This is a genomic window from Bacillus sp. SN32, from assembly GCF_002837495.1.
GTDB classification, from domain to species: Bacteria; Bacillota; Bacilli; order Bacillales; family Bacillaceae; genus Bacillus; species Bacillus subtilis.
On the sequence record NZ_PJCT01000002.1, the window covers coordinates 294,958 to 307,054 of the forward strand.

Sequence of the window (12,097 nt, forward strand, 5' to 3'; positions counted from 1 at the left end):
TAATAATTTGAAAAGTAAATTACTTAGGCTATTGATTGTTTCCATGGTGACGATATTGGTTTTTTCATTAGTAGGACTCTCTAAGGAGTCAAGTACATCTGCTAAAGAAAACCATACATTTTCTGGAGAAGATTACTTTAGAGGACTTTTATTTGGACAAGGGGAAGTTGGTAAATTAATTTCAAACGATTTGGACCCTAAACTCGTAAAAGAGGCAAATAGTACAGAAGGTAAAAAGTTAGTAAATGATGTAGTCAAATTTATAAAAAAAGATCAACCACAATATATGGATGAATTGAAACAATCGATTGACAGCAAAGACCCTAAAAAACTCATTGAAAATATGACCAAAGCAGACCAACTTATCCAAAAATATGCTAAGAAAAATGAAAACGTAAAATACTCTTCTAATAAAGTTACTCCATCTTGTGGGCTTTATGCCGTCTGTGTAGCAGCTGGATATTTATATGTTGTGGGCGTTAACGCAGTTGCATTACAAACGGCTGCCGCAGTAACAACTGCAGTGTGGAAATACGTTGCCAAATATTCCTCTTCAGCTTCTAATAATTCTGATTTAGAAGCGGCTGCTGCAAAAACCCTAAAATTGATTCATCAATAATCCATTATAATTGAGTGTCTTGCGGATTGCTCCGCAAGACACTTTTTCAACGTGAACCGTTTAATTTTTTGTAATAATGATATGAAGCTAGTGTTGAAATAACTAATGCTAGAAGAACTAGCACAATCATAATAAGAATTATATATTCTCCTGTAAAAAATGAAAGAACAGCTATTATAAAACCACACACTACAAGTACTTTAGAGGCAAAGCGATTTCCCAGTTTCCAAACAGTCTCATCTTTTAATGTCCAAGGTGTCCTCAATCCAATAAGATGGTTTTGTTCTGCTAGCTGCATAGAATTTCCACCAATAATTAAAAAGATACCAACACCAAGCCCTATTATTAAATCAATATTCACTTCGTATCCTAAACTTATCAATAGAGTTGAGAGTTGTAAAATATATAAAAGGATTAACATATTATTAGAAGCTAGGAAAAGCAATGCTTTATTTTTTTGTGTAGACTTAATAGTTAACATATAAAAAGTAAGATAATAAATAAGCATAACAACAGGTATAATAAATATTGTTAAAGGTTTAGATACAATTGCAGCCGGTTTATTTCCTGACCATTGTATCGGTATTTCTTCTGGAAGGTATTGATATAATATAATTGAAGTCAAGAAACTCAAACATACAATAATTATGGAAATTATATTTTTCTTCATAAATCGTTATCCCCTTTATTTATAAAGTTAAGCATCCAATTTATTGAGTCTTGAAGTACTGTTGTATTTAGAGAGTAATAAATAAATTGTCCTTTGCGATGGTCACTTATGACTTCCGCTTGCTTTAAAATATTCAAGTGGTGCGAAATACTCGGTTTGCTGATATTAAAATGCTCAGCAATATCTCCCGCAGTCATATCCCCTCCTTTTAACAAATCCAAAATTTTTCTCCTTGTTGGATCTGATATAGCTTTGAAAACATTATTCATAGCGTTTTCTCCTTTACAAAAAAACATTTAGACATTTAGATATTTGTATAAATGTATTATTTCCATTATAACTTGAAATTTTTTTAAAAACAACCCTCCAATTGGTTATAATATATGTTTTTGTATTTTATTCAAATAATTGGATAATCCCAACACTGGAAAATATGTTTAACAGGTACTAACACATGTTGTTTATTTAAAAAAACCACCTCCGTTGTATTTAAATAGAGGTGGTTTTTCTATCAGCTATAATAAAATTTCCTTTTTTCTTTTTAATCGGGCTTAATGCTCGTTCAAGCCAGCCCATGACCAAATCGGCAATCACCGCCATCAGAGCTGTGGGGATCGCTCCCGCTAATATAATCGCGGTTCCGTTTGTGGCGTTTGATCCCCTGACGATGATGTCCCCGAGACCGCCTGCACCGACAAATGTCCCGATGGCCGTAATGCCGATGGCAATGACAAGCGCGGTGCGCAGGCCGGCCATTATGACCGAAAGCGCAAGCGGAAGCTCGACCATCCTCAGCACTTGAAATTTTGTCATCCCCATTGCTTTTCCGGATTCAAGATAGGCGTGCTCAATACTGATAATCCCTGTATACGTATTTCTGATAATCGGCAGAAGAGAATACAGAAATAATGACAATATCACCGTATTAGCGCCCAGCCCCATGACAAGCATCAGCACGGCAAGCATGGCGAGAGCCGGGATCGTCTGAATGACGTTCGTGACCGCAAAAACCCATCCGCTTAATCTTCTGTATCTGGCTATCAGGATGCCGAGCGGAATTCCAACAATGGCGGCAAATAAAACGCCGTATACCGACATCAGAAAATGGCGGTAAAACTCCTGCAGCACATAACCGCCGTTTTGCGAATAGTATGTGCCAAGCTGCTGTAGTACTTCCATATGATCCACCTCTTTTCTTAGTCAAAATAATGATGTTTCTCTAAAAATTCCTTTGCTACGACAGACGGCTCCTTCAGCTTGCCATCCACTTCATAATTAAGTTCCTGCATCGTTTCCGTGTCGATTTGCCCAATCAGCTTATTGATCACACCTTCAAGCTCCGGATGCGCCTTAAGCACCTTTTCCGGAATCACCGGTGAACAGTCATACGGCGGGAAGAAACGCTTATCATCTTTTAAGATTTTCAAGTCATAGGCTTTAATCCGTCCATCCGTTGAATAAGCCAGAACGGCGTCCATTTTCCCGTTTTTGACTGCGTCATAGACAAGCCCGATCTGCATTGGATAAGTTGTGCCGAATTCAAAGCCATATGTGCTGACAAAGCCTTTATACCCGTCACCTTTTCGTTTCAGCCAAGCATTGTCGACGCCTAATTTATATTGGGAGGCATTTTTTTTCAGGTCGGACACGGTGTTAATATGCTCATTTTCCGCAAACTTTTTTGTTACGGTGAAGGCATACGTGTTATCAAAGCCGTAGGAATCAAACCATTTATAAGAAAAGCGCTTTTGAAACTCGTTCTGCACAATGTTCAGCGCTTTTTTTGGATCTTTCTCCGCTTCCTTGCCGAGGGTGCTTGTTAAATCTGTTCCGGAATAGCGCGTGGCTGAAATATCAATGTCACCGCCCAGCATCGCTTGGTGCTGAACATAGTTTGAGCCGAGGTTTTTCACTAAAGCGGTATTCAAATCTGTATCATGTTCAATAAGCTGCGCGATCATATTCGCTAAAATTTCTGATTCTGTCATGCTTTGCGCCCCGATTTTGATCGTGTCGTCAGAAGCGCCGCCGAGACCCGGCAGAGAGCAGCCGCCTAGCAGCATGACAAAGACGAGAGCAAACGCGCCAAGCCATTTGATTTTTGTCATTTTCAACAGAGCCAACTCCTTACGAAACTTCCTTCATCCCTTGCAAGCCTTTCGGCGTCACCTTTCGTTCTGTCACGGCTAGGACATAATCAATGATAATTGCCAGAATTGTGACAGGCACGGCACCGCCAATGATATATTCAGGCTGGTATAGGTTCAGGCCGATAAAAATATAGTCCCCGAGGCCGCCTCCCCCGATAAACGACGCAAGTGTCGCCCAGCCAATTAGGTAGATCGTTGATGTGCGGATCCCCGCCATGATGATGGGAATCGCCAGCGGGATTTCAACGAGCCGAATCTGCTCCCAGCCGGTCATGCCAATTCCTTTCCCAGATTCCAGGAGGTTTTTATTTACACCTTTAATGCCGGTATACGTATTGCGCAAGATCGGCAGCACCGAATAGAAAAATAAAGCGACAATCGCAGGCACTTTTCCTACGCCGAGAAGCGGAATAAAAAAGGCTAAAATCGCCAGACTCGGCAGGGTTTGCACAATGTTTACGAAACCGATAACCGCACCTGCGCCTTTTTTCATTCTGGTAAGAGCAACGCCGAGCGGCACTGCAACGATAATGCCCAATACAACGGCTATGAGTGAAATATATAAATGCTCTCCTGTTTTATACAACAGCTCTCCGCCGTTCGTTTGCAAAAAAGTCATCATTTGATTCATCTTAAAAGAGCTCCTCCCCTGGTCAGATCGTCATGAGCTGGTTTTCCTCGTCGCCCCAAATGGAATCGTACACGATATCAACAAGGCTCGCTCTTGTCACAATCCCTGCTAAATGGTTCTGTTCATCGACCACCGGAACATACTTGATCCCCTGCTTCAAAATTTTTCGGACTGTATCGCGAAGTAGCGCCCCTTTTTGAACGGTATATATATCTGAGCGGTATACATCGCCAACGATGCTTGCTTTTTTGCGGTTTTGATCAATCATTTCCACATCAACATAGCCCTTCAGCACATTTTGCCGGTCCACAACGAGCAGCGAGTCAACACGTTTTTCTCTCATCAGCTGAATCGCCTGAGAAAGCGTTTTGTCCGCAGATACCGTCACCGGCGTTCTGTTCATCATTTGCTCTACCCGCTCGATATCCGGTCTTGACTGAATCAGGCGCTCTTTCCCGATAAATTCTTCAACAAACTCATTTGCCGGGTTTCGAAGAATCTCATCAGGTGTGCCGACTTGAACGATTTCTCCCGCTTTTAATATCACAATCCTGTCAGCAAGCTTAATCGCTTCATCCATATCGTGGGTTACAAACACAATCGTTTTGTTTAAGGTTCTCTGCAGTTTTTTGAATTCTTCCTGAAGGGAATCACGCGTAATCGGATCAAGCGCTCCGAACGGTTCATCCATTAAAATGAGAGGGGGTTCCGCTGCCAGGGCGCGCAGCACGCCGATTCTCTGCTGCTGTCCGCCGCTGAGTTCATGCGGATAACGGTCTAAATACTCTGGGCCCATATCCACAAGCTTTAACAGCTCGCGCGCCCGTTCTTTCCGTTTTTCCTCAGGCCATTTCAACAGTTTTGGTACGAGTGAGATGTTCTGCTGGATGGTCATATGGGGGAACAAACCAATCTGCTGAATCACATAGCCGATTTTTCTCCTCAGCTCAACCGGGTCCTGTTCCATAATATTTTCTCCGTCGATAAAGATCCTTCCAGACGATGGTTCTATCAGTCTGTTAATCATCTTCATCGTCGTCGTTTTTCCGCAGCCGCTCGGGCCGATAAAACAGATAAATTCACCTTTGGCAATATCTAAATCAATGCTGTTCACAGCTTTTTTGCCGCCTTTATATACTTTTGACACTTGTTCCAATTTCAGCAATCCGTGCACCTCCGCAGGTTTCCTTTAAATTTTCTGAAAAGTATAATCCTTATTATAGTTTGAACTTTGTAAAATAAAAAGTTTACAATGTGTTGAAATTATATGTTATTTATAGATTATTTATTGTTATGACCGAGACGGAAAGGGTGTTCTTACAATTACGCCGGATACCTCCCACTTCCTCTGCATTCAGCTATTTTCAACACCAGGAAGAAATATGATATATTGACACCATCAATTGCCATTTGAAGGGATGATCAGCTGTGAAAAAAACCGCTCTCGACATCATTGAACATGCTGAAGAGCATCTCATTGAGAAGATTGCCGAAAATATGCATACGTTTGGAATGCCTTCAACTGTCGGACGTGTGCTCGGAATTATTTATATGAATCGAAAACCAATGACCTTAAGCGAGCTCTCTGAGGCAACGGGCATGAGCAAAACACGGATGAGCCAGGTTGTCCGGGAAATGATCGATGCCAATATCGCCGAAAAGGTGTTTGAAAAAGGCGTACGAAAAGACCTTTATGACGTCGAGCAGGATTATTATCAAACCTTCATTTCTTTATTTGCGGCGAATTGGACAAAGGTCGTGAGCAAAAACAAAGTGCTGTATAAAAAATTAAACCGGGAGCTGAGTGATCTTTTACAAAGGGACGGGCTTACCCCGGAAGCGGAAGAGAAAGTCAATCAGCTGCTGAATGAATTAAAAGAATGGCTTCATTACTATGATTGGCTGAGCAGGTTGATTGAATTTTTTGAGAGTGAGGAAGTCTTTCGGTACGTGCCAAAAACAAAAGAAAGCAGCTCTCTAAAATAAGGGAGCTGCTTTTTGCATCATGAGGTTAAGATCGGAAACATGCCTTTCAGCCCCGCACCAATCATCCCGACCGCAACCACGGCTAAGATTAATCCCATCAGTCTGGTAATCACATTCATCTCGGTTTTTCCGAGTTTGCTGCTGATAAAAGCAGAATAGTGGAAAAAGAGAAAGGTCAGGGCAATAACGGCGGCTATGCCGATCATGACAGCCACATAATGACCAATGCCGCTATGACCGGCGGAAAGGCTCATTACTGTTGCAATCGTTCCGGGCCCAGCAATGATCGGAATGGATAAAGGTGTGACTGATATATCCGCTTTTTCCTTGCTTTCCTTATGTTCATCATGGTGAAGAGATTGCACGTGTGATTCTTTCGCATTCAATAGATTATAGGCAATGCCGAAAATGAATATGCCGCCCGCCACTCGGAGCGCGTGAATGTTGATATCAAACAGTTTAAAGATAAGATGGCCGAAAACCAAAAAAGCCGCGAGAATAAAAAAGGATAAAATAGCTGCCTTCCGGGCAATCACTTTTCTTTCCGCTGCAGTATAGCCTTCTGTCAGCGTCAGAAATATCGGTACGTTTCCGATCGGATTCGATACTGCGAATAAAGAAATGAAGACGTGAACGATGAATGAGAACATCATATACCTCCTTGTTGGTAGTGTCTGCATAGGAAATAGAATTATTCTCCACCCTTTTACCCGGAGGCGATTTCCCGGTAAACCTTTATAGCCTGTCAGAAACGCGCCATGCTACAATGAAGTGACAAATTGAATAGGAAGGACGTATACAGATGTTCAAAAAAATTGCGGCAGATGCCTTGGGCTTATCTGATATCGGAAAAATTATCGAACCTCAGGACTATGACAAAACAGACGCAGATGACTATGTCATGCATGAAGATAATGAGAAAATTTATTTCTTGATTAAAACAAAAGCAGACGAGTATTGCTTTACGAACCTGGCCCTGATCCATGTAGACGGCGAACGCGCCACTTCCTCGAAACGAACGTTGAAACGCTATCCTTATTCGCAATATAAAATCTCTGACGTTTTTCTTGAAACTGCCGGAAAAGTGGATTTGGATGTTGAAATTAAGTTCAAGCTGGGCGGTGAACAATTCGACATTGATGTCCACAAAGACCAGATTGAAAAGTTAAAAGACCTTTATAAAGCACTGCTTCGCATCGCTGAAACAACCTATGAAAATGACATTTTAATCAATCAAGCGGAGCAAAGCTTAGATAAAGCAGTGACGATTCTTCACCATACCCGCCCTGAGCACGTCAATATTGAAACGCAATACAAAGAGCTGACCGAATTCGGATTCACTTGGCTGACATCCGTTCGCTCGCAGTATCATATTAAGGATTTTGGAGATGTATTTGAGAAATATATTAATAACTAGATAAAAAAAGACACAGCTGCTATCGTGCTCTTCTCTTTTTTTGTATGAATATTGATTACTTTACAACTTTTTTCTTTTATAATAAAACTATTAGTCTATTTTCCCTATATTACAGGTAAAGGAGTTATTTTATGTATTGTCCTCAATGCGGCCATCAAACAGATGGTGGAAATTTTTGTGAGAAATGCGGATCACCGCTCTCCGGTCAATCAGGCCACCAGCATGCAGCTCAAACTGGAGCCGCTGCAAAGCAAGCAGCAAAACAGTTCGGTTCATTTGTCTTATCCGTCCTGAAACGCCCTTATCAGGAATGTAAAGCAACAGGCGGAGAACAGCTGATCAGCGCAATCATTACGATGGTTCTTTTCAGTTTGCTGACCCCTTTGATGTTTTATATTCTTTTTTCAGACGGTCCCGGAAGCGTAAGCTTTACAGCAATCTTCTTAGAGCCAACCATTTATTTTATTTTATTTCTATTTGGCCTGCATGCATGCATCTTTTTCGCCCTGAAAATCGCGGGAAACCAAGTGTCTTTCAAGGATTCATTCTCAAGATTCGGAGCATTTCTTATTCCTTTTACGGCTATTTTGATTCTTGCCCTTTTCTTCTTTTTATTACATACAGACATTTGCTTTACTATATTAGCCGTTGGTTTAATCGGTGCATTCTTCGCCATTCCTCCTGCGATGCTGAGCAGTTACCAGCATTCATATAAAGGGAAAATTGATGTCATTTACTCAACGATTGTGATTTATCTGATCATCTGCGTTACATTTCAGCTTATTATCGAACACTATGTCAAAGAAATTTTCCGTTATATGCTCTTTTAAAAACAATCCCATCACCTGCTGGTGATGGGATTGTTTTATTGAATAGACGTTAAGTAAATTCTTCCGTTCTTCACTACGCCGGTATAAGTCCAGTTATATGTTCTGAGCTTTGGACTGCCGCCTGATTTTGTGATTTCGAATTCTTCGTATGTTTTAATTGTGATATTCGAGCCGCTTTGGCTAAAGCTTTTGACCTCTACATCAATAAATACTTCAGTCGTCCCCTCGCTATACAATTTCTTAACTAGTTTCTGCTGATCAGCATATAATGTGCTTCCTTTTTCCAAATTACCTTCCATCACTGCAAATTCATTTAAACTCACAGCACTTGATTGATTTGTCAGATAATCAACCATAAATGATGTCACTTGCTCTTTTGTAAGTGTGTCGGAATTAACTTTGGCCTCATTTGATGACGCCCAAGCGGAGGTGTATATTTTAGGATTTTCATTTTTAAGAGTTTTTATATGGTCTCCTATGGAATCAGAAGTGGTCTCCGCACTCTCAAGCTTCCATTCTTTTTGTTTTTTATCATACGACAAATAATAACGATAAGCTGTATGTTCTTGTTTCATCTCAGGTTCTGTATAATCATCAAAATAAGCTGATTCGTGAAGTTCATTTCCGTTCACTGAAACAATCCATTGTCCCTTGTCACTTTGTGAAATAGCAAATGAATCAAGATCGTAATCTGTTTCTATATATTTATCCTTATAATACATATGATTGCTCTTCATCTCTGAAATTTGTTTTTTCGTTTGAGCTTTAACATCGGATACAGCTTTTGTCATCTGTTCGGTTTTCCCATTGGAAAAGGCAGCCGTGTATTGCTCAGTCGCCTTATTAATGGTTTCTATGATGTTTTCTTTTGTTTCTTTATCAGGAACTAATCTCATCTTCATGTCGCTACCTGTAATTGGCATTGCATCAGTCATTTGCTTTCCCCATGGAAAGTCAGTTTTCACAGTCGCCGTCATACTGCCATCAGTCAAAAGAGGGCCATATGTAAAAGTTTTGAACGGATCTTTATGAATTGATTTACCGTTAATCAGCAAATCTCCCTTCCCGCTCTTGATGTCATCCGCTAAGCTGAATGTCACATCGTCTGCTTCCAATGAGAGATCAACACGAAAGCTGTTATCGCCAATCGCCTGAATGTCTTCCTTTTTCACAAGGTCAACGACATCGTTTTTCAGTTTGGCTGAGACTGTATATTCGCCGGGAATGTACGGACCAAGGGTTTGTGCTTGATCTGCTTTCTTTACAGATCCGGCTTCCTCTTTATTGACATATAGATCGGTATTTTTATAATTGCTGCTCACTTCAAAATAAACAGGTGCTACCTTTAAGTCATAATGGTCAAATACCAGCAGGCTTTTCCCGTCTTTTTCCGCATATACGATATCCTTCTGGGCTGTTTCATCACGCAGCGATGCAAAAAGTTCATCTTTTTTATCTGGATGATCCTTCAAATATGTAAGAAACGGTTTTACATTATTTTTAGTGAGTTTAAGATTGTCATTTACCGGTGTAAGTAGAGTCGCGATTTGGTCCTGATCCTCATCATTTACGGCCTGTTCAAACTTGTTAACTAACCTATCCTTTGAAGTAAAATACGCTCCGGTTTTATATGCGGCGAATAATATAACGCACGCCGCGGCAATGCTGCTCCATAAAATGATGGTTTTCTTAGGGATCGGTTTTCGCGGAGCCTGCCTTGTTTCTGCAGTGCTAGCTGTTTCTTGATTCGCCTGTTTGCTGCCCCCTCCGATCGGGGTGCCGCATTGTTTACAAAACTTGGCTCCTTCATTATTTTTTTGACCGCATTCCTTACAAAACATGTGGCTTTCCTCCTGTTTGTTATACCCGCTATATTTTGTGCTTATTTCCTATGTTACATATTTTATAATAGAATGGTAAGAAATTGGAGAAAATCATGAAAATATCTCTATAAACTATGAAAAGGTGGAATGATAATGCAACACCTCACCATTCAAAAAGCAACAAACTTTGATCAAGCGCTGTATGAGCTTCTGCTGCTCGCCGATCCGTCAAAAGAAATTGTTGATGACTACTTGGTCAGAGGAGAATGCTACACAGGTTATATATCAGGCGAATTAGCTGGTGTATACGTGATCATCACAACTAGGCCACAAACGGTAGAAATCGTTAACATCGCAGTAAAACAAACAATGCAAAAACAGGGCATTGGCAAGCTTCTTATCCTCGACGCCATTGAAAAAGCGAAACACATGGGAGCAAAGGTGATTGAAATAGGTACTGGAAATTCAAGCATCCATCAATTGTCTCTATATCAAAAATGCGGATTTCGCCTTCAAGCGATCGACCATGATTTTTTTATCAGACACTACGACGAGGAGATTTTTGAAAACGGCATTCAATGCCGTGATATGGTGAGGCTTTATTTGGATCTCTAAAAGCATAAAAAAAGCCGCCGAGAAAATCCCGGCGGTCTTTTTATTACTTGTTTAAGTTGTAGAAAGAGTTGATACCGTGGTATTGAGCAGTTTCAGCCAACTGATCTTCGATGCGAAGAAGCTGGTTGTATTTCGCAACACGGTCCGTACGAGACGGAGCACCTGTTTTGATTTGTCCTGCGTTTGTTGCCACAGCGATGTCAGCGATTGTGCTGTCTTCAGTTTCACCAGAACGGTGAGAGATAACAGCTGTGTAGCCTGCGCGTTTCGCCATTTCGATCGCATCGAATGTTTCAGTCAATGTACCGATTTGGTTTACTTTGATCAGGATAGAGTTGCCTACGCCGTTTTTAATACCTTCAGCAAGTTTTTTCGTGTTTGTAACGAAGAGGTCGTCACCAACAAGCTGAACTTTTTTGCCAAGACGCTCAGTAAGAAGCTTGTGGCCTTCCCAGTCGTTTTCGTCAAGTCCGTCTTCGATAGAGATGATTGGGTATTTAGAAACAAGCTCTTCATACCAGTCAACCATTTCAGCAGATGTTTTCACAACGCCTTCGCCAGACAGATGGTATTTGCCGTCTTCTTTGTTGTAGAACTCAGAAGATGCAGCATCCATAGCAAGTTTAACTTCTTCGCCAGGTTTGAAGCCGGCTTTTTCGATTGCTTCAACGATTGTTTGAAGCGCTTCTTCGTTAGAACCAAGGTTTGGAGCGAATCCGCCTTCGTCACCTACAGCGGTGTTTAAGCCTTTTGCGCTTAATACTGATTTCAGGCTGTGGAAGATTTGAGCGCCCATGCGAAGTGCTTCACGGAAGTTAGGAGCACCTACAGGCATGATCATGAATTCTTGAATATCCACGTTGTTATCAGCATGCTCTCCGCCGTTTACGATGTTCATCATCGGTACAGGAAGCGTTTTTGAGTTGAATCCTCCAAGGTATTGGTAAAGAGGAATCTGTAAGAAATCAGCAGCAGCACGCGCACAAGCCATAGATACGCCAAGGATTGCGTTCGCACCAAGTTTGCCTTTGTTTTCAGTACCGTCAAGCTCGATTAAAAGCTGGTCGATTGCGTTTTGTTCAGTTACATCAAAGCCAAGAAGCTCTGGAGCAATGATTTCGTTTACGTTGTTAACAGCTGTTAACACGCCTTTTCCAAGGTAACGGTCTTTGTCGCCGTCACGAAGCTCAACCGCTTCGTATTCACCTGTAGAAGCTCCGCTTGGCACTAATGCGCGGCCGAAAGCTCCTGTTTCTGTATATACTTCAACTTCAACTGTTGGGTTGCCGCGGGAGTCTAATACTTCGCGTGCATAAACATCAACAATGTATGGCATGAGTTTTGTCTCTCCTTTTG

General features: G+C 41.2%; 14 protein-coding genes. 5 read left to right on the forward strand and 9 right to left on the reverse strand.

Annotated features, from left to right (window positions below; all coding sequences use genetic code 11):
* The first annotated feature begins 7 nt into the window (after positions 1-7).
* Positions 8-619, forward strand: coding sequence for a sporulation delaying protein SdpC (gene sdpC / locus CW370_RS09925; RefSeq protein WP_003243360.1), 612 nt, complete (start codon positions 8-10; stop codon positions 617-619).
* Positions 620-665: 46 nt separating this feature from the next.
* Here the strand turns inward: sdpC and sdpI are convergent, their stop codons facing one another.
* The 6 genes from sdpI to opuCA all read right to left on the reverse strand — a co-directional run bounded on the left by sdpI (position 666) and on the right by opuCA (position 5,235).
* Entirely contained in the window at positions 666-1,289 is a 624-nt protein-coding gene (gene sdpI, locus CW370_RS09930; RefSeq protein WP_003228357.1) for an immunity protein SdpI, read from the reverse strand.
* Positions 1,286-1,558, reverse strand: coding sequence for a sporulation delaying system autorepressor SdpR (sdpR, locus tag CW370_RS09935; protein WP_003243541.1), 273 nt, complete (start codon positions 1,556-1,558; stop codon positions 1,286-1,288). The genes sdpI and sdpR overlap by 4 nt, the downstream gene beginning before the upstream one ends.
* A gap of 220 nt (positions 1,559-1,778) precedes the next feature.
* The gene (opuCD, locus tag CW370_RS09940) at positions 1,779-2,468 is read right to left on the reverse strand and encodes a glycine betaine/carnitine/choline/choline sulfate ABC transporter permease OpuCD (protein WP_003244403.1); all 690 of its coding nucleotides are present in this window, start codon (positions 2,466-2,468) and stop codon (positions 1,779-1,781) included.
* A 17-nt stretch (positions 2,469-2,485) separates the two neighbouring features.
* Positions 2,486-3,397 carry an osmoprotectant ABC transporter substrate-binding lipoprotein OpuCC gene (opuCC, locus tag CW370_RS09945; protein ID WP_072173533.1) on the reverse strand — a complete coding sequence of 304 codons (912 nt, stop codon included), beginning with the start codon at positions 3,395-3,397 and terminating at the stop codon, positions 2,486-2,488.
* A gap of 19 nt (positions 3,398-3,416) precedes the next feature.
* On the reverse strand, positions 3,417-4,070 hold the full coding sequence (opuCB, locus tag CW370_RS09950; protein ID WP_003228349.1) for a glycine betaine/carnitine/choline/choline sulfate ABC transporter permease OpuCB: 654 nt from the start codon (positions 4,068-4,070) through the stop codon (positions 3,417-3,419).
* Positions 4,071-4,092: 22 nt separating this feature from the next.
* Positions 4,093-5,235, reverse strand: a complete 1,143-nt coding sequence (gene opuCA, locus CW370_RS09955; protein WP_003243370.1) for an osmoprotectant ABC transporter ATP-binding protein OpuCA — start codon at positions 5,233-5,235, stop codon at positions 4,093-4,095.
* A 263-nt stretch (positions 5,236-5,498) separates the two neighbouring features.
* Here opuCA and opcR point away from each other — a divergent pair, with 263 nt between their 5' ends.
* Positions 5,499-6,056 (forward strand): opuC operon transcriptional regulator OpcR, encoded by a 558-nt coding sequence (opcR, locus tag CW370_RS09960; protein ID WP_003228345.1) that lies wholly within the window; start codon positions 5,499-5,501, stop codon positions 6,054-6,056.
* Positions 6,057-6,073: 17 nt separating this feature from the next.
* Here opcR and CW370_RS09965 read toward each other — a convergent pair whose 3' ends face one another.
* Entirely contained in the window at positions 6,074-6,709 is a 636-nt protein-coding gene (locus CW370_RS09965) for an NAAT family transporter (RefSeq protein ID WP_101169607.1), read from the reverse strand.
* Positions 6,710-6,858: 149 nt separating this feature from the next.
* Here CW370_RS09965 and CW370_RS09970 point away from each other — a divergent pair, with 149 nt between their 5' ends.
* Both CW370_RS09970 and CW370_RS09975 read left to right on the forward strand, forming a co-directional pair.
* Positions 6,859-7,473 carry a PH domain-containing protein gene (locus tag CW370_RS09970; protein ID WP_003243118.1) on the forward strand — a complete coding sequence of 205 codons (615 nt, stop codon included), beginning with the start codon at positions 6,859-6,861 and terminating at the stop codon, positions 7,471-7,473.
* A gap of 131 nt (positions 7,474-7,604) precedes the next feature.
* On the forward strand, positions 7,605-8,303 hold the full coding sequence (locus CW370_RS09975; RefSeq protein WP_101169608.1) for a zinc ribbon domain-containing protein: 699 nt from the start codon (positions 7,605-7,607) through the stop codon (positions 8,301-8,303).
* Between the two features lie 35 nt (positions 8,304-8,338).
* Here CW370_RS09975 and CW370_RS09980 read toward each other — a convergent pair whose 3' ends face one another.
* Positions 8,339-10,144, reverse strand: a complete 1,806-nt coding sequence (locus CW370_RS09980; protein WP_101169609.1) for a zinc ribbon domain-containing protein — start codon at positions 10,142-10,144, stop codon at positions 8,339-8,341.
* Between the two features lie 129 nt (positions 10,145-10,273).
* Here CW370_RS09980 and CW370_RS09985 point away from each other — a divergent pair, with 129 nt between their 5' ends.
* Positions 10,274-10,741: a GNAT family N-acetyltransferase gene (locus CW370_RS09985; protein WP_076457576.1), complete on the forward strand. Its 468-nt coding sequence runs from the start codon at positions 10,274-10,276 to the stop codon at positions 10,739-10,741.
* Positions 10,742-10,784: 43 nt separating this feature from the next.
* Here CW370_RS09985 and eno read toward each other — a convergent pair whose 3' ends face one another.
* On the reverse strand, positions 10,785-12,077 hold the full coding sequence (eno, locus tag CW370_RS09990) for a phosphopyruvate hydratase (protein ID WP_041850522.1): 1,293 nt from the start codon (positions 12,075-12,077) through the stop codon (positions 10,785-10,787).
* Positions 12,078-12,097 lie beyond the last annotated feature (20 nt).